The organism is Pseudomonas sp. GWSMS-1 (genome assembly GCF_049847425.1).
Lineage (GTDB): Bacteria > Pseudomonadota > Gammaproteobacteria > Pseudomonadales > Pseudomonadaceae > Aquipseudomonas.
Map to the genome: position 1 here is coordinate 46,416 of NZ_JBMHHV010000002.1, position 26,475 is coordinate 72,890.

General features: G+C 56.0%; 29 protein-coding genes and 3 pseudogenes. 4 read left to right on the forward strand and 28 right to left on the reverse strand.

The features are described from left to right. Positions 1–141 precede the first annotated feature (141 nt). The 8 genes from ACEPAJ_RS00645 to ACEPAJ_RS00680 form a co-directional block, all read right to left on the reverse strand. Complete coding sequence (locus tag ACEPAJ_RS00645; RefSeq protein ID WP_425912923.1) at positions 142–669, reverse strand: tyrosine-type recombinase/integrase; 528 nt, start codon at positions 667–669, stop codon at positions 142–144. Further along, positions 669–1,328, reverse strand: coding sequence for a tyrosine-type recombinase/integrase (locus ACEPAJ_RS00650; protein ID WP_425912925.1), 660 nt, complete (start codon positions 1,326–1,328; stop codon positions 669–671). The genes ACEPAJ_RS00645 and ACEPAJ_RS00650 overlap by 1 nt, the downstream gene beginning before the upstream one ends. Beyond that, positions 1,325–1,723: a hypothetical protein gene (locus ACEPAJ_RS00655; RefSeq protein WP_069900629.1), complete on the reverse strand. Its 399-nt coding sequence runs from the start codon at positions 1,721–1,723 to the stop codon at positions 1,325–1,327. The genes ACEPAJ_RS00650 and ACEPAJ_RS00655 overlap by 4 nt, the downstream gene beginning before the upstream one ends. Positions 1,724–2,516: 793 nt before the next feature. After that, complete coding sequence (locus ACEPAJ_RS00660) at positions 2,517–3,233, reverse strand: metallophosphoesterase (RefSeq protein WP_425912927.1); 717 nt, start codon at positions 3,231–3,233, stop codon at positions 2,517–2,519. Between the two features lie 183 nt (positions 3,234–3,416). Then, entirely contained in the window at positions 3,417–3,821 is a 405-nt protein-coding gene (locus tag ACEPAJ_RS00665) for a TraR/DksA family transcriptional regulator (RefSeq protein WP_069900627.1), read from the reverse strand. Between the two features lie 97 nt (positions 3,822–3,918). Further along, positions 3,919–5,655 carry a DUF4942 domain-containing protein gene (locus ACEPAJ_RS00670; RefSeq protein ID WP_158080556.1) on the reverse strand — a complete coding sequence of 579 codons (1,737 nt, stop codon included), beginning with the start codon at positions 5,653–5,655 and terminating at the stop codon, positions 3,919–3,921. A gap of 131 nt (positions 5,656–5,786) precedes the next feature. Next, on the reverse strand, positions 5,787–6,098 hold the full coding sequence (locus ACEPAJ_RS00675; protein WP_069900625.1) for a hypothetical protein: 312 nt from the start codon (positions 6,096–6,098) through the stop codon (positions 5,787–5,789). A 34-nt stretch (positions 6,099–6,132) separates the two neighbouring features. Further along, complete coding sequence (locus tag ACEPAJ_RS00680; protein ID WP_069900624.1) at positions 6,133–6,450, reverse strand: hypothetical protein; 318 nt, start codon at positions 6,448–6,450, stop codon at positions 6,133–6,135. 65 nt (positions 6,451–6,515) lie between these two features. On the opposite strand from ACEPAJ_RS00680, the gene ACEPAJ_RS00685 reads away from it, so the two are divergent. After that, positions 6,516–7,280: a hypothetical protein gene (locus ACEPAJ_RS00685; protein ID WP_425912929.1), complete on the forward strand. Its 765-nt coding sequence runs from the start codon at positions 6,516–6,518 to the stop codon at positions 7,278–7,280. Between the two features lie 21 nt (positions 7,281–7,301). Here the strand turns inward: ACEPAJ_RS00685 and ACEPAJ_RS00690 are convergent, their stop codons facing one another. From ACEPAJ_RS00690 to ACEPAJ_RS00730, 9 genes are all read right to left on the reverse strand, one after another. Beyond that, positions 7,302–7,568 (reverse strand): hypothetical protein, encoded by a 267-nt coding sequence (locus tag ACEPAJ_RS00690; RefSeq protein ID WP_069900622.1) that lies wholly within the window; start codon positions 7,566–7,568, stop codon positions 7,302–7,304. A 119-nt stretch (positions 7,569–7,687) separates the two neighbouring features. Then, a complete protein-coding gene (locus ACEPAJ_RS00695) occupies positions 7,688–8,134 on the reverse strand; it encodes a hypothetical protein (RefSeq protein ID WP_425912931.1) in 447 nt (148 codons plus the stop codon). Between the two features lie 691 nt (positions 8,135–8,825). Next, positions 8,826–9,356 (reverse strand): PBECR2 nuclease fold domain-containing protein, encoded by a 531-nt coding sequence (locus tag ACEPAJ_RS00700; RefSeq protein WP_069900619.1) that lies wholly within the window; start codon positions 9,354–9,356, stop codon positions 8,826–8,828. Between the two features lie 120 nt (positions 9,357–9,476). Continuing rightward, positions 9,477–9,917 (reverse strand): hypothetical protein, encoded by a 441-nt coding sequence (locus ACEPAJ_RS00705; RefSeq protein ID WP_069900618.1) that lies wholly within the window; start codon positions 9,915–9,917, stop codon positions 9,477–9,479. 56 nt (positions 9,918–9,973) lie between these two features. Next, a complete protein-coding gene (locus ACEPAJ_RS00710; protein WP_425912933.1) occupies positions 9,974–10,252 on the reverse strand; it encodes a DUF7706 family protein in 279 nt (92 codons plus the stop codon). Positions 10,253–10,279: 27 nt separating this feature from the next. Continuing rightward, positions 10,280–10,501 carry a hypothetical protein gene (locus ACEPAJ_RS00715; protein WP_138739097.1) on the reverse strand — a complete coding sequence of 74 codons (222 nt, stop codon included), beginning with the start codon at positions 10,499–10,501 and terminating at the stop codon, positions 10,280–10,282. A gap of 5 nt (positions 10,502–10,506) precedes the next feature. Next, positions 10,507–10,995: a hypothetical protein gene (locus ACEPAJ_RS00720; RefSeq protein ID WP_077750175.1), complete on the reverse strand. Its 489-nt coding sequence runs from the start codon at positions 10,993–10,995 to the stop codon at positions 10,507–10,509. Positions 10,996–11,063: 68 nt separating this feature from the next. Beyond that, complete coding sequence (locus tag ACEPAJ_RS00725; RefSeq protein ID WP_425912936.1) at positions 11,064–11,252, reverse strand: hypothetical protein; 189 nt, start codon at positions 11,250–11,252, stop codon at positions 11,064–11,066. Positions 11,253–11,418: 166 nt separating this feature from the next. Then, entirely contained in the window at positions 11,419–11,694 is a 276-nt protein-coding gene (locus tag ACEPAJ_RS00730) for a hypothetical protein (protein ID WP_069900613.1), read from the reverse strand. Between the two features lie 423 nt (positions 11,695–12,117). Here ACEPAJ_RS00730 and ACEPAJ_RS00735 point away from each other — a divergent pair, with 423 nt between their 5' ends. Together ACEPAJ_RS00735 and ACEPAJ_RS00740 are read left to right on the forward strand one after the other, a co-directional pair. Then, on the forward strand, positions 12,118–12,870 hold the full coding sequence (locus ACEPAJ_RS00735) for a hypothetical protein (protein ID WP_425912937.1): 753 nt from the start codon (positions 12,118–12,120) through the stop codon (positions 12,868–12,870). Between the two features lie 17 nt (positions 12,871–12,887). Further along, positions 12,888–13,721 (forward strand): LA2681 family HEPN domain-containing protein, encoded by an 834-nt coding sequence (locus tag ACEPAJ_RS00740; RefSeq protein ID WP_425912938.1) that lies wholly within the window; start codon positions 12,888–12,890, stop codon positions 13,719–13,721. A gap of 98 nt (positions 13,722–13,819) precedes the next feature. On the opposite strand, the gene ACEPAJ_RS00745 is transcribed toward ACEPAJ_RS00740, so the two are convergent. From ACEPAJ_RS00745 to ACEPAJ_RS00795, 11 genes and pseudogenes are all read right to left on the reverse strand, one after another. Beyond that, positions 13,820–14,014 carry a hypothetical protein gene (locus tag ACEPAJ_RS00745; RefSeq protein ID WP_425912939.1) on the reverse strand — a complete coding sequence of 65 codons (195 nt, stop codon included), beginning with the start codon at positions 14,012–14,014 and terminating at the stop codon, positions 13,820–13,822. 263 nt (positions 14,015–14,277) lie between these two features. After that, positions 14,278–15,081 carry an IS21-like element ISPst3 family helper ATPase IstB gene (istB, locus tag ACEPAJ_RS00750; protein WP_425912941.1) on the reverse strand — a complete coding sequence of 268 codons (804 nt, stop codon included), beginning with the start codon at positions 15,079–15,081 and terminating at the stop codon, positions 14,278–14,280. Continuing rightward, positions 15,074–16,573, reverse strand: a complete 1,500-nt coding sequence (gene istA / locus ACEPAJ_RS00755; protein WP_425912961.1) for an IS21 family transposase — start codon at positions 16,571–16,573, stop codon at positions 15,074–15,076. The genes istB and istA overlap by 8 nt, the downstream gene beginning before the upstream one ends. An 860-nt stretch (positions 16,574–17,433) precedes the next feature. Next, positions 17,434–18,105: a TraX family protein gene (locus tag ACEPAJ_RS00760; protein WP_074917973.1), complete on the reverse strand. Its 672-nt coding sequence runs from the start codon at positions 18,103–18,105 to the stop codon at positions 17,434–17,436. Then, a pseudogene (locus tag ACEPAJ_RS00765) lies at positions 18,102–18,266 on the reverse strand (DedA family protein); the annotation flags it as partial. The pseudogene ACEPAJ_RS00765 and the gene ACEPAJ_RS00760, both read right to left, overlap by 4 nt. Before the next feature lie 106 nt (positions 18,267–18,372). Further along, a pseudogene (locus ACEPAJ_RS00770) lies at positions 18,373–20,506 on the reverse strand (LTA synthase family protein). A 34-nt stretch (positions 20,507–20,540) separates the two neighbouring features. Continuing rightward, entirely contained in the window at positions 20,541–20,927 is a 387-nt protein-coding gene (locus tag ACEPAJ_RS00775; protein ID WP_031297681.1) for a diacylglycerol kinase, read from the reverse strand. Positions 20,928–20,932: 5 nt separating this feature from the next. Continuing rightward, positions 20,933–21,649: a lipopolysaccharide kinase InaA family protein gene (locus tag ACEPAJ_RS00780; RefSeq protein ID WP_322948424.1), complete on the reverse strand. Its 717-nt coding sequence runs from the start codon at positions 21,647–21,649 to the stop codon at positions 20,933–20,935. 3 nt (positions 21,650–21,652) lie between these two features. Then, positions 21,653–22,342, reverse strand: coding sequence for a class I SAM-dependent methyltransferase (locus ACEPAJ_RS00785; RefSeq protein WP_090439047.1), 690 nt, complete (start codon positions 22,340–22,342; stop codon positions 21,653–21,655). An 82-nt stretch (positions 22,343–22,424) separates the two neighbouring features. Then, positions 22,425–23,696: a sensor histidine kinase gene (locus ACEPAJ_RS00790; protein WP_425912944.1), complete on the reverse strand. Its 1,272-nt coding sequence runs from the start codon at positions 23,694–23,696 to the stop codon at positions 22,425–22,427. Next, positions 23,686–24,369, reverse strand: coding sequence for a response regulator transcription factor (locus tag ACEPAJ_RS00795; RefSeq protein WP_064494813.1), 684 nt, complete (start codon positions 24,367–24,369; stop codon positions 23,686–23,688). Before ACEPAJ_RS00795 ends, ACEPAJ_RS00790 begins: the two co-directional genes overlap by 11 nt. Positions 24,370–24,473: 104 nt before the next feature. Between ACEPAJ_RS00795 and ACEPAJ_RS00800 the strand changes: the two are divergent. Further along, positions 24,474–26,474: pseudogene (locus ACEPAJ_RS00800) on the forward strand (LTA synthase family protein). The last annotated feature ends 1 nt before the right edge of the window (position 26,475 follow it).

Sequence of the window (26,475 nt, forward strand, 5' to 3'; positions counted from 1 at the left end):
ATGCCCCCTTGGTAGAACCGTAAACGCCGTGCCGGATAGCTGTTGCCGGCTTGCTAGCGAATCTGATGCTACGCAGGAATGGGGCCAAATGAGCTTGAATCTGGCTGGAAAGCTGCCTGATTAAGATGGGTTAAGGGTGCCTCAGGCCGCTCTGGCCACACCGCTAGCCTGGATGAAATCGGCCCAGTCGGCCATCAACTGGCGACGCTTCTCCAGCAGATCGGCACGGTTGTATGCCGCTTCAACTTTGCTCTCCAAGGTGTGGGCCAGGGCCATCTCGCATACCTCTCGCGGATAGTTGGCGTAGTCGGCCGCCCATGTCCGGAAGCTCGAACGGAAGCCGTGGGGCACTACCTCGCCGGCCTGCAGCTCGTAGAGCACGCGGCCGATGGCGTTACCTGGTAATGGCCCAGTGCGCCACTTGTTGAGGAACACATACCGGGCGTGCTTACCCTCCTGCTGCTTGAGCACCTGGATCATGGCCTCGGTCAGAGGTACACGGTGCTCACGGCCAGCCTTCATCCGCGCGGCTGGGATGGTCCAGATACGAGCCTTGAAGTCGAATTCAACCCACTCAGCCCGGCAGACTTCTGTGCTCCGGCAGGCGGTGAGGATCAGCAGCTCTGTTGCGCGTGCTGCGGGGGAGTCCAGGCTGTCCAGCTTGTGCATCAGTCCACGGATACTTTCTGCTGGCATTGCCGGGGAGGGCGGGCTTTGTGCTTCTGCTTGGGTAGGAGCTTGTCCAGGTGGCCCCGCCAGCGTGCTGGGTTATCCCCCGTGCGGCTGCCGCGTGCTTTTGCCGCGTCGAGGATCAGCTCGATACGGTTGCGAAGTCGGGAAGCGGTGACGGGGATCTTGGCCCAGATGGGTGTGAGGACATCCACAACCTGGTTGGTGTCGATCTGGTCGATGGGCAACGCGCCAAGGGCAGGGTAGACATGCTTCGCCAGACTGTTGCGCCACTGTTTGGAGTGCTTGTCGCTCCAGGATGGCGAATGTGTGCGGACGTACTGCTCAGCCTCGGCCTTGAAGTCCACTCTACGGCGACGTGCGTGAGCCTCTGCAGCCTTTGCCTCGTCACGCCGTGCGAGCGGATCAATGCCTTGGGCCAGTTCGAGGCGAGACTTGTCCGCTTGAAGTCGCGCGTCCCTCAGTGACACATCCGGGTAGGTGCCAACCCCCATGTCGCGGCGTCGGCCGAGAATGCTGTAGCGGAAAATCCAGCTCTTGGAGCCGGTCGATGTGACCTTGAGGAAAAGCCCCCGGCCGTCCTGGTAGGTGCCGGGCTGCTCGATGTCTTTTACAAAACGAGGGGTTAGTTTGCTCATGCCTGCTGCCCCGGCAGAACGCCTTCGGTCATTGCGATATACGCCAGTTGCTCAAAACCGGGGGCAGCGAAGCCAGGCAGTGTTGGGTCAACAATGACTGTGATTCTGGACGGCGGAATTGGATTCGTGGAGTACAGCTCGTAATCAAGGTCTTGTTTCAGCTCCAGACCGAACGAGTCGATTAGCAGCACTGAAAGGGCGTCAGCTTCTTCAAGCTCATTTCCCATCCACCCGGAAAGGGCATCTTCGAGCGCAGCAACCGATGGGAAGAAAAACGTCCGGTTTTCGACCTCAGCACAGGCGCTGGCCAGGGTGCCGATTTGCGGTATCAGACCAAGCTCTAGAATCTTGGCCACGTTCTCACTGAGGGTGACGTGATAAATGGCGTTATCCACTAGAAGAGACTCCTGGGAGGAATGTTTCCCGAGTGAACCGGGCGAGGGCGGGTATTTGTACGGGTAGTGGCGAAGATTGCGCCGCTATGTACGGGGATAAATTATCCCCGTACAGAATTAACCCAAGCCCCGGCATGCAACAACTCTAGCACTGTACGAAATTACAGCCCCACATATTAACCCACAGCAGATAAAAAATGGCCCGCTCGTGCAGGCCATCATGGGAATGGGGGGGAGGCTATGGGGGTGACTGGCGATTCTGTCGTGAAACCCTACCAACCAGGTTGCTCTTCACGCTCCCAGTGCATCGCGCCTTCGAGGGAGAAAATTCGCCGCACGAATAACTTAATACTTCAAAGTATTAGTTAAGATTTCGGCTACGCGATCACCAGAAAGAACCAACAAAGTTTCCGAACAAAAGTTGCAGCCAAGTACAAATTGGCACTGAACTTCGCTGAGTCGCAGCCGGCCATCCGGCACGCCACCAGTCGATGTGTAAAAAGTTTGCCAGCCAATATCAGTGCTCTCACATTTCTTGCACTTCTTAATGTCAGTTGCGGTGATACTCATTGTTTAGTCTCCGTGACAAGGCAGTCGCTACACAGGAAAATTCGCTCTACTTGCTTCCTTGGGTCATGTGCGTGAGGCCCGCAGTTCATGGTGCAAGATTTAGTTGCGGGGTCAAACTTCGCAAGTTCAACTGGGTCAGCTCGCGGCCACTCAATTTGAATTGGGGTTGTGTTCGCTTTGGCTATTTTGCTGGCCACAGAATGGCTCCAGTTATATATGGCTTTTATAGGAGAGGAGAAAGCTGGAATAAAACTAGCTTATATGTCCAGTTGCTCAGAAGTGGCGCTGATGTTTGGTACAGAAATAATCTCTCCAGCCCCCCAAGCTCGAACAAAGTTAGCCGTCCGCCCTTAAAGCAGCCGCCAGTGTCCAGGTACACGACATTGCCCAGCGTGGTTACTTCCTCGACAACAGAGTGACCGACTAACACCTTGTCGATGCCAGCTACAGGGGTTGTATCACGGTCTTCGAGGCGGGATCGCCGCCAGATTGCCTCCATGATGTGGTGGTTGCGGTAGGAGTCGCCCAGCTCGCCCTCCAGCGCCTCACGAAACCGGGACCAGGAGTGATGAGTGCATTCACCATGCACGATGCCGAATCGCTCACCATCGCGGCCTTCGACCTCGATGGCTACGGGCATCTGGTTGAGAAGGGTTGCCATGAGCGGCTGCACTGCCTTGGGAAGCTCGTAGAACCATGCGCCACCGTGCCGTCGATGGCCTGCAGGCTCGTCGATCAACCCGCCTTCAATACACCAGTGGTCGTGGTTGCCGCGTACCGGGATGAACCACGGGTACCTCATCCAACGAATCGCAGCAGGGGACTCCGGGCCTCGATCCACCAGGTCACCGACAGAAAAGAGCCTGTCGGTTTTCTCGTCGAACCCGACCTTTGTCAGCAGGCTACGCAGGAGGGAGAACTCACCGTGGATATCGCCCACGACGAAATCCCGCCCCACCTGGTTGGGGCCGTAGCATGCGAATAGAAGGTTGTTTGAGAGGTAAGCTGGGCGGTGGTGCTCTGCTGCATCAGCAGGCGTGCCTGATGTGTCGGGATAAGCATGCGAGGCTCCTTGAGTTGATATCAGGAAGCCTCGCACGAGGGTGGGGAAACCCAAGTCGGGTCAGGCTGCAGCGTAGTGCCGGGAGATGCTTTCGTTCATGTTCTGGGCGATAGCTGAGTATCGCGCGGTGGGCTGGGCCAGCAGACGGCGCAGGCCGATTTCCTCGCCAGTGGTTTCACACCAGCCATAGTCGCCATCATCAATGGCTTTGAGGGCGCGTCGGATCTCTAGGATCTGGCCGTGCAGACGATCCAGGGTGCGGGTCAGGTTCTGCCGATCTTCTTCAATGTTGGCCAGGTCTGCGGGATCAGGCGCGTTACCCAGGTTGGCCAGTGTTTCACGCGCTTGAGCAGTGGACTCCATCGCAGAGCCCTGCTTATCCAGCAAAACCTGGCGGAAAAAATTCTTCTGGCAGTCGTTCATGTAGGCATCGGCCGGCATAGCGAGGATGTCTTGAGGGGTCATGCTCAATTCCTTGTTCGGGTTATGGGTTGCAAGGGTAGGGGAGTCGGATCAAGGGCGGGCGCTATATCCCGCCACATTTCGTACAGATAGGACTGGCTCAGCGCTTGGTGGCCTTGAGCAACAGCACGCTGATTGAGGTGCCCGAGAATGCGTTTTCGATAGGCTCGCTGAACTCCAGATCAAAGGCCGGCAGCAGATCAACGGCATGACGGCGGGCGCTCATGGGCAGAACAGCGCCGATGCGGCCACCGTCCTCCAGCAGAGTGCTGGCGTGCTGCAGATGGGCCTGCCAACGGCCTTCGGAGTAAGGCGGGTTCATGGCGATGACGGAGAACTTGCCTGAATTCCAGGTGAGAAAATCGCCCTCGATGACGTTGTGGCCTTTGCGGCGCAGGATGTCGCAATGCAGCGGGCTGATTTCGATGCAGCGGGTGCGATCCTTGGGCATCAGGTCAGCAATCCCACCCTGACCGGCTTGAGGCTCACAGCAGGTATCAAGCAAGCCGATATCGAGCCAGTCAATCAGGCGCTCGGCAACGGTCACCGGGGTGGGGTAGAACTGGTGGCTCTTGTGATCGGGGATGTACCCGAGTGCGGCGACCTCGTGGATAAGATCCAGGGCATCAAAATCGAACTGCCAATACTGGCTTCGCTGATTGACCGTGCAGTTGGTCAGCACGCCCCCCAAAGCCTGCATGACGGTATCGACCTCAGCTATCAGGTGCTTGCTGCGGTCGCGCTCGTAGAAGGGAACCGCTACGGCGTTACGCACTGGGATATGGTCGTAGTCGCGGCGGAAGCTCTCGGATTTGACGATTTTGTTGTACTGGGAAAGGGTCGCCAGAACAGCGCCTACCGCGTTGGAGAATGGGCGCTCGAACAAGGGCTTTGATGCGAATGTTTTGCCGTTGGCTTTTACCTTTGCCGGGCGCTTGCGGAAGCTCTCCGGGATGGCGGCCGGGTGGAGGTAGGCCAGCACGCTGTTGAGGCGATAGGCCATGTCAGGATGCACTTCGAGATGGGCGGTACCGACCTGGTAGGCGCGGACGCGGAAGGCCCCGCCATCAGCTTCCAGCCATTCGCCACGCGAGGCGCGGGCTGTTTTCAGCAGCTGGCCGGTAGAGGCTCGGGACGGATCATCGCGGCCCATGAACTTGGCGATTACCAAGCGAAGATCGTGTACCACGCCCTCCCTCTCGTGGTCAGTGCTGCCCCACTCATTGAAGACTCCGCTCATGATCATGCGCTTAGAAAAGCCTTCCGGCACATTGGTGACGTGCTGCTTGGACAGGCCTCGAAAAATCCCATCGACCCGCTCAGCCAGGAACTCAGCACGGCGAGCCAGGAGCCCTTGCACCGTGGCGCGCAGGTTATCGAGGTTGAACTCTGGCATGTCCATCTCAGGGTTCTTTCCTCGCTGGTACCCATGCTCACGCCAGGCGTTAAGGGTTTCAGTCCATTGCGAGCGGCGAGCCTGGGGCATGTACTCCATTAGGTCGGTCTGGCGCAGCGCGCGGTCCCAGAAGTTCGCCGTCAGCTCATTGAGCGCGCCTTCTAGGTTGAAGATTTCGGTGAAGGAGTTGAGGTGCCGCAGAGAGGCGTTGTGACCGTATTTGTCGCTGCCGTTGCCCTTGAAGAAGAAGCCCATCACGCCACTGACGTTTTCTTGGGTAATGATGCCGTGGACTTCGATGATGCGCTCGCGCAGGCGGATATGCTCGCTGGCCAGCAGGGTCAGAGCATCAAACTGGACCGGGGCGTAGAACTGATCGAGGACATCGCCCGCGATGATGTGTTGGGCGTCATGGCTGAAGTCGTGGGGTTGGGTGTGCATGTGCATCGCCTCCTTGGTGATGCCTTCAGCCTCTCACCGGCCCAGAAAATCCCAAGCGCCAGAGGAGGCCGGAAACACGCATCACCGCGGAGCATTGGAGAAGATAAAATCCGCCTCAGATCACAGCTGTTTCAGCTGTAAAGAGCGTGGTTGTAGGGAACAACTTCGTCGATATCATCCCAGGCATCGCAACAGTTACTCTTGCCTCGAATGTGCTTCAGAACCTCTACCAGCTCCTGCTCCCGCGCAGCGGCACTGACCTTTACAGCTGCCAGCTCATCAAGCAGATCGTTGACGCCAGAACCGCCGAAAGGGCCTAGGACGCTGGCGGCATCGTTCCAAGCGTCAGGCTCGTGACCGACGCCCTCACTCAGGTACTGCCAGCCCTCCTCAGTCCTGCGCAGCTCTAGGGTGCCAAATTGCATGGTGGTGTGTTCGCTCATAGGGATACCCTCAATCAATATTTTCTGCCTGGTTTCAACGGCGCGAGAGCCAGCGAATCACGGCGCTTTCTACGTCCACATCTTCGGCGTAGAGCATCTGCGCCAAGCTGCCCTCGCTGATGTCCTCCAGGCGTTCCAGCCAGACACAGCCGTCCCAGTCTGGGCCGGTATCAACGTGAAGCTCTGCCAGCCAGCAGGCTGCTTGATCGGCGTTGCTCAGCAGGGTGCTGTAGCCGATAGAGATAATCGAGCGATCCAAGCGCTCGGCATTGGCTTCTGCGTAGCGCAGGATCGAGTGGAGCAGCAGGCCTACGTCTTCGAGGTCTTTGGTGCGGGCATTGGTCGTAATCACTGGGGAAACCTCCTTGGTTTTGCCTCACAATGCCAGCCTCCGGCAGAATCCCAATCCTACGGGCTATGATCAACGCACAAACATCAAGGACCAAGGACATGGCAGACGACAAGCTGAAGTGGCGGGTAACCCCCGAGCAAATTCTGGAGACTATGCGCTACTTCAGCGCTGCCGAACTGCGCACCCAGCAGTCCAAGCTATCGGGTGCAGCTACCCAGCTGGAAAAGCTGCTGGGGGGCCGGCTGAGCCACCTACTGACCCCAGACGAGGCTGAAATTATCCGTCAGGCTGCTGACCTGGTTCGCCAGCTCAATACCCGTGTTGAGCACGCTAAGGAGATAAAGAATCGGGAGGAAAAACGTAAGGAGAAGGCCCGGCAGCTTCACCAGGTTGCCATCGATAAGGCCTTGGACAAAACGCTACCGGCCATTTCGCGGGACGCCACCGACATCGGCGCTCGAATCCTCTCCATGACTGAGCTGCTGCTGGCACTTCACGCAGAAAAGATGACCCTCACTTTCATGAGCAAGGATGAGCTGGTGGCGGACCTTCGGCGCAAGGTCGACAGATACACAGCCCGCAGTGAATCGCTTTGGGAGGTTGCGGACTATATCTACCGTGATCTGAGGAGCGGCCTGGACGCCAACCTTGGTTGGGAGCGGGACCACCCGCCGCAGGAGCGACTGTCTGCCATGCTCGATCTTGCCCGGCAGCGAATAGACGGTATCCGCAAGTCACATGCTGAATTTTTCGCCTACCTGCAGGCCCAGGTGGCAATCGAAGAATCGACAAACGTCGAGAGGTTGCCGGTTAGGCCAAAGCGTCAGTGATCAGCTGGTAGGGGAGCGGTGCTATTGCTCCCTTTCATCGCCCTTCGCCTGCCGCTCTTCTTCGCGCCGTTGCAATGCGCGCTTCATGAACTCGATTGCCTTTTCGAGTGCGGCAACAGCCCAATCAGGACATGGTGTCGAGCTGGCCTTTTCGGGATCATTCACCCAGGATCTAACGGTGCGCGGCGAGCAAGGACGCTGAGTGACGGCAGCGATTAGGACAGCACTTTTCGCCTGCGTTATTCCGTTCTCTTTCAGCAAAGTCAGGAAGCGGTTGCGGTTGTCCATCTGATTTCGCCACGAGGAATAGGCAACATTGCCTAAGTAAGAGAGTAGGCAACTTTGCCTATCTGATCAAATCTAGCGTTTGGTACCGGCAGTGCAGTATACCCAACCAGAGAAGCGGCTCAGACCAAACAGGGCTGCGCGCTCACCGTCGCGGCAATTCGCGCATTGCTTGCCCGGCGCTCTGCGGCCATCTTTTCCTCGCGGGCCGCGCCAACGCCGTTGTGCTTCTGCACCACATAGATCAGGTTGAACGGGTTGTGAGGGCCACGCCAGGCCTCCCATTCGGCTTTGCAGGGGCCTCGCAGCTCAAGGGGCAGGGCGAAGTACATGGCGCGGGCTTTGCGCCACATCTGCGCCTCGAATGAGCGCATACGCCCCACAGTGAGATCATCTTGAGCTTGTCGGCGCTCCAGCTCGGTGTCCCAGCTGTGTTGCTGCTCGCGGATCTGTTCGCTGAAGAGGGGCAGAGCCTGCGCCTCGCGTTGCTGCTTGCGGCGGAAGGCCGCTGCCTTGCGCTCATTGACGCTAACCTCGCGGCGCTTCACCTGGAATGTGTTGTACTTCATGCCCGATCGCTCCCTTCTGCCAGCAATCCGAGCAACAGACCCAGCACCCCCAGAACACCCAGGCCAAAAGACCCAGGATGAACATACCGGCCGTCCCTGCGAGACCTCCAGCCAGCATCATAAACTCATCAGGGATCATAACCCCGACCCCTGCCCAGACCGTAACGGCCTGGATTCCGCCGAGGGCAAAGAAGACCCAGGCAATGAGGGCTGGAGCGAGGATTGAGGCTTTACGAGCAAGTGACATGGGCAACTCCGTGTTGGCCGCTGGAAGATGGTTCCAGGCTACGGCTAACAAGGAAAATCCCAAGCGAGTTGGGTCAGCAGCGGGGGGGCTTCAGCTTGCTCGGGTAGGGTTGGCTCAGGCCTGAGCCTGAATCCGACTTATGAGTAACCGGAACTGATGCCGAAGCTCGTTGGCTTGCTCGATGGTCATTCATCCGGGATCACTGGAAGTCCCGTAACATCACGGTCATTCATCAAATTTGATTGACACAAGTGTCGCCTTGTATATGATTGCAAGTGAGCGCGAAACCAGTGGCCTTCAGCGGCAATGACTGGCGTAGGAACCCCGGCGATGGCTGAACATCGGCGTAGGGTGAGACCTCCACACCCCTGCTTGAGGGTGTGTATATGAATATCAAGCAAAAATTCGAGGGCTACTGTAACCAGTAGCCCTTTTTCTTTGCTCTCACAAAAGCGTGTAGCGCTTGTACAGCAACTCGCCATGACGATGCTTGTTGAGCGATTTGGCGTCCGTGTGCATAAAGTTCCAGAGCATCTGGCCCTCGAAGAACACAACGCTTACTAGCATCTGCCGCTTTGACTCATACACACCAATGAAAGCCAGCCGGTCAGTGCCGTCTGTGAAGGCCACTTTCCAGACCTCCAGCGGCCCTGTGAGCGTATCTAAAGCCAATCTAACGTAGCGCTCACGGGCATCCAGTCGTTTCTCGACGATATGATAGATGCTGCTACGCAGGATAGTCACATCCCCCATAGGCGTCTCGACGGTTATGGACAAGATCGCAGGGTCAATAAATCCCAGGTGCAGAGCTGTCACCTCGATAGCGTCTTCATGGGTGGTCGCGGCAGTGACTTCCTCAAGTGCGTGTGTACGCAGTTCACGTTCCAAGGTACGCAGGTCGGGAAGATTGCTATCAACCCACGTGGGCTGGCCTTTTACTTCAGAAATCTTGGGTAAGAGAGTGTCCGTGCTCAAACGTCGTCGCTCAATCTTGGCGGTGGTCAGGTCATCATTGTGCCATGTCTAGGCAAAGACGTTCGCAACAGCACGATGCAACCGAACTCGGCGGGTTGCCGTGATCGAGAGGGACAAAATTCACTGGGAGCCCTCCAGAGCCTGCGGACTGGAAGTTGTTTGCGTGGACTGGCGCAAGCTGGCCAGCTGCGGGTGACGCCGCCACCATTCATCAGCTACCAGATCCGGTACCCGAGCGCACTGGGCAAGGTCATCAATGGTCAGCGCCTTCTGGAAGCGCTTGTTCTGCCACGACTCGCTAGGAATGTGCGTTCCTGGATTGGCCGGCAGCAGCCAGTTGAGGGCTTGCGCGGCATTATGGAACTGCCGCCCGCCTTGGTAGCCCAGCTGCTCGTTGACGCGCACAGCGGTGATCTGGGCGCGCTCACGGGGGTACAGTGATTGCAGCAGGGTGATGAGGGGGCTGGAGGGGGTGCGGAACTGCGGCGCTTTGCCGGTGGCCCTGTAGTTGGCCATCGCCAGCGGGTTGCGCATCAGGTGCTTGACTGTACGGTTGTCCATTGCGGAGGCCTCTTGGTAGCTGAGTTCAGGCTACCGGAAGGCCTCGCAATCCCAAGCTAGGCTACCGGGAGCGGAAACTCGGCATCGTAGGCGCGGTGCAGTGCTGTGCGCAGCTTGTCCAAGGCGGCAACCATCAGGTGCGCCTCAAGCTGATCGCCTGCCAGCGGCTGAACCTGGGCATGGCCAATGCGGTTCAGCAGCAGGGTGAGGGCCTGGGTTTCCTGCTCGTCCAGATCGAGGCCAGCATGCGGTGTATGCGGTGCTTGCTGGTCAAGCAGGGTGGCGCTGATGCGCAGAAAGGGGTGCTGCTCATGACGATCTCCGGCGCTGGCCACGCCCCATGCGTGGCCAGATAACAGAGCTTACACGTCCTCGCGGTAGGTATCGTTGGGACCGCCCACGGCTTCAAGCATTTCGCCGTTGGCCAGCAGATCGGCTATCCGCTTGCTCAAGGCTGCGGCCATCTGCTCGGCCGTCACGTCCGCGCCGTCTTCTGTGGTTGAGCCGCCGACCTCGAAGGCGATGGTGAAGGCGTGATTGAAGGTCTTGGCCCGTTCAGAGTGCGAAGTGTTTTTGTCGGTCATGGCGATCACCACACATACGCAGGCAGGCCGTCGACGGTATCCCAATCGCAATCCAGGCGTACCCAGCGATTTAGGTTTTGACCTTTGAGCCACTGGTGGATGGCTCGGGCGGACTCGGGCATCTCGGCATCGTGGCCTTCGTCGAAGAAACCGATGAAAAACCCCTCTGGATAGCAGGCGACGGTAGCCCACTTGCACTGGCCGGCGCTGGCGGTGAGCGCTTGAGCTGTATCGCTGTCGAGGTGGGCAATCGAGATAACCGGCATGGCCATCATGTCGAGCTTACCGCTGGTGACACGCACGCAATGGGAATGCTCGTCGAGAGTGGCCGGCGAATCGCCAGTCACCAGGCCGTTTCCGGTGATGGTGTTCACGGCTTGCTCCAGGTTGGCCAGCAGCTCGACCGGAGTCAGGGCGATATTTTCCGCCTCAGCATCGCCGCCGTCAGGGGAAACGGTGCCTGAAAAAATGAGGGAGAAGTGCAGCGGGGACATAGGAAACCTCCTTTGTTTAGATGGTTCCAGGCTACCCCCAGCCGTCAGAATCCCAAGCGCCCGCGCGCTCAGAACAGGGCGAGCTGCCCCTGAAATGGGCCTATGTCCAGCCAGGTAGTTGAGTCGGTCTTGAACCCGTGGGCCAGCATCGCCGCAGCGCACTGCTCGGGCGTCTCGAAGCCAGCCGCCTCGCTGTCCTTGTCGGTGGCCAGCAGCACTATGCCGCAGCTGGCACTTTCAAAAGCCCCGACGAACATCTGATGGCCGCCCAATGCCCGCCAGGACGCAACGTAGGGTCTTTGAGGGAAACTCGCTCAATGGTGGTCATGGTCTTCTCCGCAGGACTGGGTGAATCCCAATCTACAGAGCGCGCCGCTGATCCCAAGTACGCTGCTGGCGGGCCAGCAGCGCAACACAGGATGGCTAGACCTCAACCGCCTCTCCGTAGGCGTCATGCAGTAGCTTTGCAGCATCGTAGTAGGCCTGGTGCATCAAGCTTCGTGCAGCAGGGCTGAGCGGCATATGACCGTTGGTGGCTATCATGTCGAACACCTGCGCCCGGTCGGCGATTTCTTGGGCGACTTCTGCGTCTCGGGTTCCTTCCTCCAGGTGACTGGCGGCGAGGGCAATAATATCCACCTGCATTTGCAGCAGGGCGAGTTCCCACTCAGCGAGCAGGGTAGTTCCAAGGGTAGTCATGGTGAGCCTCATGCGATTTCGGCGCGTACCGAAGGAATGCCATTTCTGCGAGAGCGCGAGAGCGTCAGTCGTTCAGGTAGTGGCGTTGCATGAAGGCTCCGAGGCTGGTGAGAACACCCTTTCCCGGTTGGGATAGGCTGCCCCCTGAGTGAAGGGGATGAAGCTTGACGTGCATTATGCCCCGGCCTTCCAGGGAGAACCAGTAATGAGCCAGCGCTCGCCGCACATTTCGTTAGCGCCGCGCTACTGTAGGTCTGGTGCGTTCGGCGTACTTATCGGTTCCAGGGAAAATGCGAACAGTTGGGCATCTACAAAACCAGGGACGATTCAGATTAAGCTCAAGGTTTAGCTGAAAGTTCATCCCTCAACCATCGGAAGCCTTACATAATGGGAAAGACCTGCATTAATGATGATGCTGCGAAGATGGATGAACTAATTGCAGGGCGCAAGTACGATGAAATTAGTGCCTTTATAGAGCTGCTAGTTTGTCGCATGTACGATAACTCTGAGCTGCGGGCGTACAATCATTATATTGTCGGAAACGGCTATGCTGTACTTGCGGATAGACTTAATTCCCCTTGGGATGAAAAAACGGGGCTTCAAGTTAATTTTTTCAAAAAAGCACAGTATGAGCCAGGGTTCTCTGCACTTGATGATGACGTGAAGAGCCGGGTATATACAAATCTAGCTAGCGCTCTTTATGGTCAGGGTCGATACCTTGAGGCTGTAGTGGAATATGATAGAGCAATAGCTACTTTCAACAACCCTATGGCCTTTTTTTGCAAAGGGCAGGCTCTTATGGAGTTTTCGCGTGGCTTATATGATGAAGGTCACTGCATGTACTTCCAGAAAGAAGCTTACCCAATATTAAAATACGTTTATGAGTGCAAGGACGATTTGTTCGATGAAGGACATTTGGCAGTTGTGAATGCTGCCCAGCATTTGCAGGGCTTTGTCCGGCATTTTGATGACAATTTCTCCGAGATATGTGAAAGCTTTCCTCATCTGTCTACCCTAGAGGGGTTTGTCGGAAGATCGCAGAAAGAGCGTTTGTATAAGCAGTGGTGTTTAGAGAATCGCCTTTTCATTAACGACTTGAATGATATTTCTAACGAGCCGGTTGTGGCCCAAGATGTGATGGGTCTTCCCAGTGTTACTTATTCGATCAACCCCTAATTGGCGTATCCGAAAGTTTGTGGTTAAGCGGAGGCTTCTCTGAAATTAAGCACCAGTATGCGCATGCCAGATTTACTTTTTTTGAGGCAATTGAAAGCAAGTACGCTAAAAGAGAGGTTTCGCATTATGCGAGCAATGATCTTTTTCTGACAAACTCTTTGGACTATTGCTTGTATCGGCGCGATATCGAGCAGATTAAGATTTGCTTTAGATTGCTGTACTCTTGCTTTGATAAGCTTGCAGTTCTTCTCTTTAAATACTTGGAGCCTAATTCCGCCGCTAGAGTATATTTTTCCAATGTCTGGTATGTGCGTGATAAGGACGTTAAGGGCAGATTTCTAGAATCAGAAAATCCCTTTCTTTTGGCCTTGTACTGGTTGTCCAGAGAAATAAATGACAACGAAGCCGAAGGGCATGATCATTGGATGGACCCAAATGCCGGTAAGTTGGCGGATATAAGAAATAAAATTGAGCACGGCGGATTCAGGGTTGTTATTGATGATCTCTATACAATCTCTAAGTCTTTTGAGCTTGAGCGTGAAGACAAAAATCGTGCGGAAATTCTAGATCGCATAGAAGAGAATAGAAGACTGCTCAAGAGCGGAGTTCCAAAGGCAGAGCAAAAAGCAATAAAACTTAAAATAGCCGCTGATCTAGAACTAATTGAGGGGAAGGAAAATTTAAGAGGATATCCTCTTGTAATCACAGACAAAGAGCTGCGAGAACAAACATTGAGGCTTATGAAAAAAGTACGGTATGCAATAATTTATACGTCACTTGCGATTCACTATGAAGAAGAGAAGCGGGACAAGTCCGGAATTTCCATACCGTACGAAATCCCTATTTATTGAGACTTTCTTTCTACGAAAGGGCGTAACACCGGCGCAAACGATGCCCAAGACGCGGTGAGACTAGCGGCAATCCTAATTATTACGCCTTTTGCCATAGATCAATTCTCATTGTCTGGGCGTACCACGTCCCAATGTACAGGGCGGGCCTGGGCCTCTTCGAGCATGGTGGCCTGAATCTGGGCCTGAGCTTCGGTCTCCCACACGGACTCTGAGTAGCGCTCCACGGCATTCTCGAAGTCATCGAAGATGAGATCGAAACGTGGCAGGCCCTTGTGCTGAGAAACATCACGCACCCGAAAGCGTTGCGGGGATAGATGTTAAGAGCGTGGCTGGGCATTGGGCCTCCATTAGGTGGTGATGAGTGTTGGCGCTGATGGAAAATTGACCCACCCTGCCGATTGAAATTTGACCCAGGGCGGATTGCTGATTTGCGCATCAGCAACTGTGGATAAGTTTAGCAACGTAGCTGCTTTTTAATCCCTCCTTTCGATAGTCCAATGCTGTAACCGAAGACCTGCCGCATCCAGTCATGCAGCAGGTCGTCCTTTCCAAAAAATCAAAACGGCTCGTCGTCCTGCTGATCCTGGCCAGCCTTACGTTTTCGTTCCCGTGATTTGATCTTTGCCTGAGCCGCCAAGCTGCTGTGTTGCAGGCGGTAGGACTCGTTGCCCGTTTCGACGATGTGGCAGTGGTGGGTTAGCCGATCCAGTAGGGCTGTGGTCATCTTGGCGTCGCCGAACACGCTCGACCATTCGGCGAAGCTCAGGTTGGTGGTGATCACCACGCTGGTGTGTTCGTACAGCTTGGACAGCAGGTGAAACAGCAACGCACCGCCAGCCTGGCTGAACGGCAGATAACCCAGTTCGTCGAGGATGACCAGATCCATGCGCAGCAGTGCCTGGGCGATCCGCCCGGCTTTGCCGTCGTGTTTTTCGCGCTCCAGCAGATTGACCAGATCGACCGTGGAGTAGAAGCGCACGCGCTTACCGTGCCGGGTGATGCCGGACACGGCCAGCGCGGTGGCTAGGTGGGTTTTACCGGTGCCTGGCCCACCGATCAGCACCACGTTCTGCGCGGTGTCGGTAAAGGCCAGGCTGGCCAGCTCGCTGATCAGGCGTGCGTCGGCGCTAGAGGCGTTGAAATCGAAGCTGGCCAGATCGCGGTGCATCGGCAGCTTGGCCATGTTCATCTGGTGGCTCACCGAGCGCATGGCGCGATCTGTGTGCTCTTGTTCCAGCAGGTGTTCGAGCAGCCACTTGGACGAGGCTGTGTTCGACTCACCCTGTGCAGTTAACTCCGCCCAGGCCGTGGCCATGCCGTGCAGGCGCAGCTCCTTGAGTTCCGCCATCAAATCACGCATGACCGACCTCCTCGGCCTGGCCACGCAGGCGGTCGTAGCGCGCCGTGTTAGCGACGGGGGCTTCCTTGAGCGACAAGTGGGTTTCGACGCTGGGTGGTGGTTCGGATGCTGTCAGCCGTGCCACGACATTGAGGATGTGTTCGGCGCTCAGGCTGCCGCTCTCCAGTACCAGCTCAACGGCTACCAGCACGGCATCGAGTCCGGCGACCGGTACGGCAGCCAGGACTTGCGCCATGATCCGGTCACCGCCGGCATGACGTTTCAGTCCGTGCTTGAGCTGACGCAGCGGCGCTGGCAGATCAGTAAAGGGCGCTCCGTTGCGCAGCGCGCCGGGCTTGCGCTCAATCAGCGGAATGTAGTGCTGCCAGTCGTAGCTGACCTGTTCGCGATCCAGCAAGCGCGCATGGCTGGCAATCAGCGCGTCGTCAGCCACCACCTCGATTCGCGTCGGATACAAACGGCTGCTGACCCACTTACCCGCGTACTCACACGGCACCGAGTAACGGTTGCGCCCGACACTGACCAGGCAGGTGCTGGAGACCCGCGCAGGCCGCTCGACGTAACCGTCGAAGGCCGCGGGCATAGGCATCAGTTCGGCGCGCTCCAACTCCAGTACCTCGGCCACACTGAGCCCGCTGTATTGAGGGTGCGTCAGCTCGTTCCAAAGCGCGCGGCAGCGCTGGCCCAGCCAGGCATTGAGTTCCTCGAAGGAGTGAAACTGGCAGTCCTGGGCGTCTAGCCAGATACGCCTGCGGCTGTCTTGCACGTTCTTTTCAACGATGCCCTTTTCCCAACCAGCGGCGACGTTGCAGAAGTCCGGATCGAACAGGTAATGCGCGCACATCACCGCAAAGCGCGCATTCACCGCCCGGCCTTTGCCCTTATTGACCTTGTCGACGGCGGTCTTCATGTTGTCGTAGATGCCCCGGCGCGGCACGCCGCCCAAGGAGCCGAACGAGCGTGTATGGGCGTCAAATAACATCTCATGGCCCTGGCTCGGATACGCCACAAGCCAGAACGCACGGCTGGCACACAGCTTCAGATGTGCCACCTGCATACGCCGGTAAATGCCGCCGACCAGCAAGCCTTCCTCGCTCCAGTCAAACTGAAACGCCTCGCCAAGAGCAAAGGTCAGCGGCACAAAGGCCTGCGACGCCTTGCCCTGTCCCCCTCGCCAGGCACGGATAAACGCGGTGAGCTGGCTGTAGCCACCGTCATAACCTTCGGCTTTGATTTGCGCCAACAGCGCCTTGGCACTGCGCCGCTGTTGCTTGGGCCGCAGCGAATCGGCTTTTAGCGCCTGCTCCAGCGTGGCGTGAAAAGGGCTGAGTTTGTTGAAGATCGCGCGGCGTTGGTAGACCGGCGGCTTGGCCTCAGGTGCTCTGACCCACTTGCGAATCGTGTTGCGCGCCAACCCGGTGCGCTTGGCTATCTCATGCAGCGACAGCTTGTCGCGGAAATACATCCGGCGAATTTTGCCCATCATTTCCATACTGATCACCCTGTGTTCTCCTGCTCAAAAATTGAGCAGAAGCAGTTGAACACCTGGGTCAGTTTTCAGTCGGCAGAACAGCCTCTACTGGGTCAGTTTTCGGTCAGCAGCAACAGCACAGGACATCACTGACCGATTTGCTCTGTTCCATAGCTGTGATCTTCATCGAAGCCTCCAATCAGGGTACATGCACGCCTTCGTTCATCTGGTACACGATATGCCCTCAGGAGCTTTGCTCGATGGGATTACGTGCGCCTCAAATAGGGGGTCATGCCGAGATAAGGCAAAAATTAGGACATTCGTTCTGTAACTTGCTGTATCTAAAGGAGTAAATTTGAGAGGCGCTGCTCAAGTAAAGGCCGCTTCAGCCATCCAGAAAAAAGGATGATTCACCCGCTTGGTTGCACTCGCGGAAGAACGTTAAAAACGATGCGCAACTTGCCTGTGGCGGCTAGATATTGATCAATTATCTATGCCGAGATAATTGCAGATAATTCCCCCAGTCTGTGGCCAGCGCGAGTCCATAAAATTGGAGAAAATGCCGAGTTAGAGGGCCTGCGAACAGCTTTGGCCGAGGCTTTACGCTTCGACGCGTACACAAAGCTGCGGGCTACTTAGCACTGAGGCCTCTCCCAAAAGCGACAAAGGCGGCCTCAACGAGACCGCCTCAAACCAAGTTTCATCACCGGTATCTATACCCGGGAGAGGAAGCTCTTGGGCAGACGTCAAGGATAGCACCGGTAAAAGCGCCACGGCTAATGCAGCCTCGCCCTGCTGAGCCCCTTCAGCTAGGGTGCTATTTGGTTTGTCTCGAAGCAGCGGTGTGAATGGCTCAAGACCATCATGCGAACACTCGCGGCCTAGATGGCATTATCAAAAGGCCAATTATTCTGGAGGCGGGGCCAGACTGTGCAGGACATGGGTTGACGCAACAGGGCCACCCCCAGCAGTACGGCTGCTCCAGCCATGGCGAACATAGCCAGGGTCTCCGGCACTATTCCCCACTCCACAAACCAGCGGTTGCGGCTATTGGCCAACACCGCCAGGGCTGCAGGCAATAACCACCAGCGTACGCCCTTTAGCCCGAGAACACAGGCGGCAGGCAACGTCACGCCGATCACCCCATACATCAGCTGTCGATGCAGCAACAGGGCGACGACCAGCGCAGTGGCAGCCAGGAACAGACTGTTGCGATCGGCATGATGAATGCCCCAGGCCAGCAGCAGGCCGAGCGACAAGGTCGGCATCACGTTGAGCGTCGCGCTCTCCGGCGAGAGCAGACGGTAAGGCAACTCGGAGAGCAGGGAGAAGGCCAGCAGCCAGCCGAGATAGCGTGCATTACCCTCGCTGAACAACTCGCCAGATCGGGTTCTGGCCACGTTGGCGGCAATACCCAGGCAGAACAGCGGAAACGCCAGGCGCCCGATGACGAACAGGCCATAGGCGTCTGGCCACAGATACCGCAAGTGGTCGATTAGCATGCTGAGCATGGCCAGCCACTTGACCAAATCGAGCCCGGCGTCGCGCGTCATCCCAGCAGCCCAAGCGTTAACGCGGCCAGTGCCAGATAACGCCCTGCCTTGGCCACCAGAACGATCATCAGAAAGCTCCAGAATGGCTCGCGCAGCGTGCCGGCGATGACAGTCAAAGGATCGCCGATGATTGGCGCCCAGCTCAGCAGCAGCGACCAGCGTGTTGCGGTTCAGAAAGCGCTGGTAGTCTGCACTGGTGAATTCACTCCGCCATCCGAAAGTGTCCGCGTTAACGGGATAGAACCCGACTGCTTACAATTCAGAGATTCAATTTTCCTGCGCATTCTTTTTTACCACTGACAGAGTGCTTATAGGTGTCTCAGGTTTATTCGAAATACTATCCTCAACGCCTGTCGTATTACTGAGTAGGCTATTGGTTGCGGTCTGCAGGTAGGCCTGTAGTTGCTTACCCAAACGGTCATCCAGCTCTGTAGCAGGCGTCAGCGCACCTTGCGGATGCGGGCCCAAAGTGTATTGATAGCTGCGTGGAGGCATGTCCCTAGGCAATACCAGCATACGTTCGCCACTGATCATGGCTACTGTCTGGTCACTGCCCGAGGGTTTCACAATGGCAAAGCCACTGTCGCCATCTGGCAAGCTCAACAAGTCGCGCCCCAGCACTGGTGGCGCACAGGCTCTCCAAGCCGGCCCATGATGGTTGGGACGATATCAACCTGACTGCCGACGACATCCTGGGTCTTACCAAAGGCGTCTTGGACGCCCGGCGCGATCAACAGCATGGGTACATGGAATCGGTACAAATCCATCTCGGTTAACTGCTCTTGCGCACCAAAGCCATGGTCACCCACGACCACGAATAGGGTGTCTTTGAAATAAGGCGCTTTACGAGCCTTTTCAAAAAATCGTCCCAGAGCCCAGTCAGAATAACGCATAGCTGTCAGGTGCTGATCAAGCGAACCTTGCCCTGTCACGGGCTCAACAGGCAACACACCTGGAAGCGCGTAAGGCGTATGGTTTGAAAGCGTTTGCAGGAGTGCATAGAAGGGTTTCTTCGGGTCTTGCTTGAACAGTTCTTCTGCAGCGCGATCAAACATATCCTGGTCAGCCACTCCCCATGTCGGGTCAGATACCACGGGGTCAACAAAGTCATTACGACCGATAAACCGTGTCATGCCCTGGTTGCTGAAAAAGCCACGTTGGTTATCCCAGGCAAAATCGCCGTTGTAGACATACAGATCGTCGAAGTCGCGAGTGCTAAGCAACTGAGCCAGACCGGAGAATTGGTGGCCTCCTTCCGGAGTCTGCATCAAGTACTCGAAACCGGGTAAATTTGGGAAACAGGCCATGCTGGCAAACATGCCTTGATGGGTATGGGTGCCATTAGCGAAGAAGCGGCGAAACAGCACACCCTCCTGAGCCAGTCGGTCGAAGTTCGGTGTGATGCCAGCTTCGCTGCCGAGCGCGCCAACAAAGTGCCCAGCAAAACTCTCCATCAGAATCACTACGACATTGCGGATCGGCAGGCGCCTGTCTTGTGGGGGCTGGAAATCGCGGCGGATCGCTGCTGTGTTCTGGTCTGCTAGGCGGTCGTGTTCGGTGAATAAGAGATCGCGTGTCAGGGTCGTCGCTTGATCTGCGGGCATGCGGCTCTTCCAAACCTTGTCGGCGCGATCACCTGAGTAGTGGTTCTTGGCCGCGGCATAAAGGCTCAAGGTGCCATTGAGGCCTAGGTGGTTGGCAAACATTGAGTCTGTGGTAAATGCATCCCCCAGCGTAGTGGCGGCCCTTGCCGCAAAGTACCTCGCGCCACAACGACCGATATAGCCAGACAAAGCAGCAGCGCCATACCATGACCGAGCTTATTCATTGTTCGGCGCGACTCGACGGTTGAGCGGCCCTTGCCACGAGTGCGTATATCCAGCCAACCCAGCAGTACGAAAAAGAGAGCGCTCAACGCCAGCCAGGCACCCAGTAGGCGCAGCACTGGAAAGCCATACCAGAGCATGCTCAGCACAGTTGCCGGGTCTTCTTGCAAATATTGAAAGACCAATGCGTTGAGACGCTGATGAAACTCTCGATAGAAGTTCAGTTCAATCATGCCGAGCAGGATAGCTACCGCTGCGCAAGTCCCCAGCCAAATGCGTTGCCATGTCCGGCAGACCATTGCCGGGCGATATGCCAATGCCAGGGTCAGTGGTGCGCAGATATAGACCACTAAGCGCAAGTCGAAACGCAGGCCATTAAAAAACGCTTCTGCCAGGCTGGTCCACGCGGTAGCTCCAATCAGCTCTCGGTTGAAAAGTAATAGGGCCACGCGTAACAGGGTCAGCAAAGCTACTAACAGCGCTGCACTGCCAAAAAGGAAGGCCAGGTGTTCGCTAAGGCCAAGTTTTTCTTTCGCATTGGAGGCATCAGCGGACGCTGGTATGCGGGGAGGCATAATGGGTAGCCTTTTATAATTTAAGAATGGGGAGCTATAACAGGATCAAACCCCAAGTAAGGGCAATCAGTATCAGTGCAATGAGTTGCGCCGCACTTCCCATATCCTTGGCTTGTTTAGACAGTGGGTGGATGCTCAGGGAAATACGGTCAACAGTGCTCTCTATGGCTGAGTTGAGTAGCTCCACTATCAACGCCAGCATCGGCACGAGTATCAGTAACACGCGCTCACTGGGCGTTGCATCCACCAGACAAGCCAGCGGCAGAAGCACTGCATTTAATAACAGCAGCTGCCTGAAAGCGGCTTCGCCTTGAAACGCTGCCCGCAAGCCTGCCAGCGAGTATCTAGTGGCATAAATAATGCGGGTAAAGCCACTGCGGCCTTTCAACGAGAGGGCATCCAATTCGTCGCTCTGTGGCATGTTGCTCATGGCTGCAACACTCCAGCAGGGTCGTTCAGCGCTTGCTGATAGGCCTGGTGGATAAACAACAGATCAGTTTCAGGCATGTTTCCACGGTGCCGCCCTAACTGGCCTAGGTCACGGCGAGCAGCGTCTTTGATTCGTAGACGTCGGCGGCTTTTTTCAAGATCGAGCAAGGCTATTTCGACCGTCACCGTGCCGCCTTCGTTTACCTGGGATTTGACGAAGATATGCTTGGGATAACAGCAACCATGCTGCCAGCCCGCCAGATGCAAGCGTGCTAGGGTTGCGGCGAGTTGTATCAGTACAGCCTTAGCAAGCGCGGCACTATTCTCAACGGCGTACCACTGCTCTAGGCTGACAAAGCCTTGCAGGGCTTCGGTAACCAGCAGCGCCTGCCAGGTACCATGCTGCTGCCGTGCAGTGCAATAGACGACGTTAGGTGTCTTGATGCCCAGGCGGGCAAAAGCGCGATAGGCCTGCAGTTCTCGCAAGATGGTCGGGCGGCCAAACGGATGCAACAAAGTTCGGTAGGTATGTCCAACCTGGCGCTTGCAGTACAAGGGTGGCCGCATTAAATCGCGCTGTTGCAACAACTGAACGCCGCTTTCGCCACCACGTCGCTTGTTGGCCGGTTCAACCCAGATACCGGATCTATTCCACCAGCGATCAAACTCTGTCGTGATGAGCTGCGGCGATACCTTTTCGGTCATTACACCCATGGCTCAGACCTCCTTGCGCAGCACATAGGTGCGCCACATGGCGTAGCCTGGCAGGAAATCCAGGTGATCGACGACACGGAAACCGGCTTGTTTAAATTCATCCTCAATAACTGACTTGGCTACGACAAAACGGTTTTGGTTTTGTGACGCCCGGCCTTCATCTGCGCGCCGCTGTTCCAGGCGACGACGCTTCCATGCCTTGTAGTTGCCATCAACCCAGAGCGAAAGGATTACGCTATCGCGGCTAACGCGATGGAATTCACGCAGAATGGCCAGGCGGTGCTCAGATGATTCGATGTGATGCAGCAGACGTATGCAGAAGATGCAGTCCACCGCATTGACACCCAGGTCAATATCAAACGCCGAAGTCTGGAAGGTATTGACCCGCGAGACTACCTCTGGCGGTTGTGCGGCGCATGCTGTAGCGAGCATATTGGCTGAGTTATCGGCGGCGAGGATCACCCGATTGGGTTGCTCGCAAAGCATGGACCAGAAACGCCCAGCACCACAGGGCAAATCCAGCACCAAATTGGGATCATCTGCTAGCTTTAGTGCCCTGCGCGCCACCTGAATATCGCGCCAGTGCGACAGCTGCCGAGCCAAGCCATCCTGATGTTTGATCAGGTACTGTTGAGCATGCTCTTGGTCATATTTACGGGAAAATTCGAGTTCGATGGGATTTGGTTTCGACATGGCGAGGCGTCCACAAGAAGGTACGCTCGCCACACTAGGGGGTTGGGCATCAAGGCCCTGTCAAAAGGATGTGAAAAAATCGTCAAACAACGCTTTTCAAGGTTACGTTGAAGCATGCTCCCCCACCGGGTAGGTTATGAACCGAGATCGTCCAACCCTGCTTGCTACAGATGCGTTTTACTAATGAAAGACCCAGCCCCAAACCATCCCCTCGCGCCTGTGTACCACGTACAAAGGGCTGGAAAATCTGCTCGTGCTGCTCGAAAGGAATGCCGCTGCCACTATCCTCTACGCGAAACTCTCCAGATCCTATTACTAGGCGTACAAACCCCCTCTCGGTGTAATGCAGTGCGTTTCGCAGTAGGTTGGCCATCACCGCGTTGAGAAAAGTAGGATTGTAGCGACCATCATCCGTACCCTCTTCAATGCACTGGAAATCCAGTTTTTTTTCTCTGAGCATTGGGCCCCAACGCTCGGCTTGCTCGGTGGCCACCTTGGCTAAACTGCTACTCGCGACAAAGGCTGTCTCATTAGCTTTATCTCTGGCTAGTTGCAGGAAGGTCTGGACCAGCTCGCGCATCTCCTCGCAAGCCCGGTCTATACGTTCAATCTGCACACGCTCGCGCTGCTCAAGCTTCACCTCTGCAAGCAACTCACAGGAAGTGGCAATGATCATGAGTGGGGTGCGCAATTCATGGCTGACATCACTGGTGAATAGCCGTTCACGCGCCAGTGACTGACGCACTTGGCCCAACGTGCTGTCAAAGGCAGCTGCCAGTTGACCAATTTCGTCATCAGGGTAATCGGGAGCAAGTGGCGGAGCCAAAGAGTGCAATTGGTCGCGATGACGCACCTGCTGAGCCAAGCGACTGATGGGCGCCATCACCTTACGCGCCATGACTAGCCCGAGCCCCCATGCGGCTGCGATGGTCAGTAGAAAGCCTGCTAGTACAACATCGAATAGAACTTGCTCACGGGCCTCGAACTCGTGTTGTTCTTGCACCAATAGATAGGTCTGATTGTTGATTTCCTGGACATAGACATAGAACGCCTCATTGCCATCGACGACCTCATTGAAGCCTTCTTCCAGATTTGCATACTGCTCGGGAATGGCATATTCGGAATGGCTAGAGGCGAAAAATCGGGTACTAGAGTCCAAACGTGGTGGCCGACCTCGATTGATATCCTGGTGCAGCACGGTATTCAGTTCCCGCTGTAACTCCTCGGAAACCAGATGTTCTTCGACAAAGTGCACCACCGCTTCGATGCCTATGGAAAAGATGCCGCTTACCATTACGGTCATCAATACAAAGGCAAGCAGGATGCGCCGTGCAAAAGGTTGTTTAGATACCATCAGTTTTCTCCGCAAGGCGGTAACCAACACCATGCTGAGTATGCAGCAGCTCTGTATTGAAGGGTTTATCGAGAACCTGACGGAGTTGGTGGATATGGCTTCTCAAGCTATCGCTATCGGGGCAGTCATCTCCCCAGAGCGCTTCCTCCAGTACTTCGCGGCGTACCACGGCCGGGCTTTTCTGCATCAACACAGCTAATAACTTTAGACCAATGGGATTCAGCTTGAGCGGTCGGCCTGCTCGACTGACATGCAACGTATCTAAGTCATAGATCAGATCCGCTACTTTCAATTGGCGTTTTCGGCTGCCTTGGCTGCGGCGCAGGATCGCCTCGATACGCGCGACTAACTCGGATAGGGCAAAGGGTTTGATCAGATAGTCGTCAGCTCCGACGTTGAGGCCGTGCAGCCGGTCGTCAAGCGCATCACGGGCAGTCAGCATAAGGATTGGTACCTCGCTCTGGCCATCCTCACGCAGGCGTTTGCACACCTGATAACCGTCGATGCCCGGCAGCATGATGTCAAGCACGATCAAATCGTAGTGCCCCGTGCTGGCTAGGTGTAAGCCGCTCAAGCCATCCTGCGCGCAGTCGACGCCGAAGCCCTTTAGCTGCAGGTAGTCCAGCACATTGGCCAGGATGTCGCGGTTGTCTTCGATGACCAGAATACGCATCGGCTGATTACTCTTTGATTTTGACGCTTTTTTCACGTCGCTTTGACAGGCTACTAACAGAGGCAAATGCAGACTGCGGCCCGTTCATCCAAAAGGATCATACGATGCCCCAGCTTCATTATGCGCAAATTCGCTACTTATCCATCGTCGTGCTGCGTGGCTAACGGTATTCACTCTGACTCGGAGCCTGTTGCTGGTTAGCCACCTGGCAGATGCGAATATCAGCATTTCGAACCTTATGGGCTTGTATGCCATAGGGATGATCTACGACTTGAGCTTCCTGCTTTACGCGACCTTGCCAATGGCGCTTTACCTGCTGCTTTGCCCGCGCGCGATTTGGCAGCAGCGCTGGCACAAAAAGTTTATGGCCAGCGCCATGGCCCTCAGTCTATTCGTCATGCTGTTCACTGCTGTTGCGGAAGGCTGTTTTGGGACGAATTCGGCGTACGCTTCAATTTCATCGCCGTCGACTACCTGGTGTACTCCGAGGAGGTGATCAACAACATTCTTGAGTCCTACCCGATTTACCCCTTACTGGCATTGCTCGCCATCTTGGCCATTGGTCTGACATTCATCCTTCGCCGCCCCCTAGCAGCTGCCTTGGATGCCCCACGCATGGCACCTAAGCAAGCTTTATATAGTCTGGGTGTTTTGCTCTTGCTGGCCGGGCTTTAGTAGCGCTTTTGTTGGGCAGAACTCCCCCGTGGAATAGGTGGTAATGCCTATCAGCGCGAGCTGGCGAGCAATGGGCCTTTCCAGTTCTTTGCTGCGTTTCGGAATAACGAACTGGACTACCAGCAGTTTTACTCGACCCTGCCGGAGTCCGAAGTCGCCGGGTTGTTGCGAAGCGAGGTGAGCGAGCCCAATGCCCGTTTCATAGGCAGTGATCCGCTAGACATTCGCCGTGAAATCGATAATCCAGGGCAACCAAAAGCCTGAACGTAGTACTGGTGACCATCGAGAGTTTGAGTGCCAAATACTTGGGCATTTCGGTGACAACCGCGGATTGACCCCGAATCTGGACGCGCTACGCAAGCAGAGTCTGGCATTCAGTAACTTTTACGCCACGGGTACCCGAACTGACCGTGGCCTAGAAGCCATCACCCTGTCTATTCCACCAACGCCGGGCGTTCGATCGTCAAGCGTATTGGTCGTGAAGCTGGTTATGCAAGTCTAGGTCAGCAGTTCGCCGCCCAAGGTATGACAGTGCATTTCTCTACGCGGCGTGGTTACTTCGACAACATGAATGCTTTTTTTGGCGGCAACGGCTATCGCATCGTTGACCAAAGCAGCGTTGGCCGAGGCGGATATTGCTTTCAAAAACGCCTGGGGCATGTCGGATGAAGACCTCTATAAACAAGCCCTCAAAATTGCAGATGCCGACCATGCAGCCGGCAAACCTTTCTTCCTGCAATTGATGACCACCTCAAATCATCGACCCTATACCTACCCTGAAGGTCGCATCGACATACCTTCCGGTGACGGTCGCGAAGGAGCGGTGAAGTATACCGACTACGCCATTGGCCAACTCCTTGCCCAAGTGCGGAAAACCCTGGTTCAAGGACACGCTGTTCGTCTTCGTCGCCGATCACACTGCAGGCAGCGCCGGTAAGGAAGATCTGCCGGTGGCCAACTACCACATCCCGCTGTTTATTTACGCTCCGGAACATATCGAACCTAGAGAGTTCACCGATGTTGTCAGTCAGATCGACCTGGCTCCAACTTTACTGGGCATGCTCAATATCGACTATGTCTCAACGTTTTTCGGGCGCAACGTGCTGCGAGAGGATCGCACTGCTGGGCGCGCTCTGGTTGGTAACTACCAGCACCTAGGACTGTTCGATGGCAATAATCTGGCCATTCTCAGTCCAAGGCGTGGCATGCGCAAACATGAAGACGCATTGGGGTTGAGCCATGAGTCGATCATTGGCACCGATGACGGGCTGCTGCGTCGCGATATCGCCTACTACCAGGGTGCTAGCTATGCCTTTCAGAAGGGACTTATAGCTTGGCGGTCAGGGTACTGCCAGATGAAAAGTTGGCCTGCGTTAACCTACTCATGCATTACAGGCACCGCCTGGCGTGCTTTGATTTGGAGCTACTGAA

Coding starts and splice junctions, on each gene's coding strand:
- ACEPAJ_RS00645 (WP_425912923.1), bottom strand. CDS start 669: ATGCACAAGCTGGACAGCCTGGACTCCCCCGCAGCACGCGCAACAGAG.
- ACEPAJ_RS00650 (WP_425912925.1), bottom strand. CDS start 1,328: ATGAGCAAACTAACCCCTCGTTTTGTAAAAGACATCGAGCAGCCCGGC.
- ACEPAJ_RS00665 (WP_069900627.1), bottom strand. CDS start 3,821: ATGACCCCTCAAGACATCCTCGCTATGCCGGCCGATGCCTACATGAAC.
- ACEPAJ_RS00670 (WP_158080556.1), bottom strand. CDS start 5,655: ATGCACACCCAACCCCACGACTTCAGCCATGACGCCCAACACATCATC.
- ACEPAJ_RS00675 (WP_069900625.1), bottom strand. CDS start 6,098: ATGAGCGAACACACCACCATGCAATTTGGCACCCTAGAGCTGCGCAGG.
- ACEPAJ_RS00685 (WP_425912929.1), top strand. CDS start 6,516: ATGATCAACGCACAAACATCAAGGACCAAGGACATGGCAGACGACAAG.
- ACEPAJ_RS00690 (WP_069900622.1), bottom strand. CDS start 7,568: ATGGACAACCGCAACCGCTTCCTGACTTTGCTGAAAGAGAACGGAATA.
- ACEPAJ_RS00695 (WP_425912931.1), bottom strand. CDS start 8,134: ATGAAGTACAACACATTCCAGGTGAAGCGCCGCGAGGTTAGCGTCAAT.
- ACEPAJ_RS00705 (WP_069900618.1), bottom strand. CDS start 9,917: ATGGACAACCGTACAGTCAAGCACCTGATGCGCAACCCGCTGGCGATG.
- ACEPAJ_RS00715 (WP_138739097.1), bottom strand. CDS start 10,501: ATGACCGACAAAAACACTTCGCACTCTGAACGGGCCAAGACCTTCAAT.
- ACEPAJ_RS00720 (WP_077750175.1), bottom strand. CDS start 10,995: ATGTCCCCGCTGCACTTCTCCCTCATTTTTTCAGGCACCGTTTCCCCT.
- ACEPAJ_RS00725 (WP_425912936.1), bottom strand. CDS start 11,252: ATGTTCGTCGGGGCTTTTGAAAGTGCCAGCTGCGGCATAGTGCTGCTG.
- ACEPAJ_RS00730 (WP_069900613.1), bottom strand. CDS start 11,694: ATGACTACCCTTGGAACTACCCTGCTCGCTGAGTGGGAACTCGCCCTG.
- ACEPAJ_RS00735 (WP_425912937.1), top strand. CDS start 12,118: ATGGATGAACTAATTGCAGGGCGCAAGTACGATGAAATTAGTGCCTTT.
- istB (WP_425912941.1), bottom strand. CDS start 15,081: ATGCGTGATTTGATGGCGGAACTCAAGGAGCTGCGCCTGCACGGCATG.
- istA (WP_425912961.1), bottom strand. CDS start 16,573: ATGGAAATGATGGGCAAAATTCGCCGGATGTATTTCCGCGACAAGCTG.
- ACEPAJ_RS00760 (WP_074917973.1), bottom strand. CDS start 18,105: ATGACGCGCGACGCCGGGCTCGATTTGGTCAAGTGGCTGGCCATGCTC.
- ACEPAJ_RS00775 (WP_031297681.1), bottom strand. CDS start 20,927: ATGCCACAGAGCGACGAATTGGATGCCCTCTCGTTGAAAGGCCGCAGT.
- ACEPAJ_RS00780 (WP_322948424.1), bottom strand. CDS start 21,649: ATGGGTGTAATGACCGAAAAGGTATCGCCGCAGCTCATCACGACAGAG.
- ACEPAJ_RS00785 (WP_090439047.1), bottom strand. CDS start 22,342: ATGTCGAAACCAAATCCCATCGAACTCGAATTTTCCCGTAAATATGAC.
- ACEPAJ_RS00790 (WP_425912944.1), bottom strand. CDS start 23,696: ATGGTATCTAAACAACCTTTTGCACGGCGCATCCTGCTTGCCTTTGTA.
- ACEPAJ_RS00795 (WP_064494813.1), bottom strand. CDS start 24,369: ATGCGTATTCTGGTCATCGAAGACAACCGCGACATCCTGGCCAATGTG.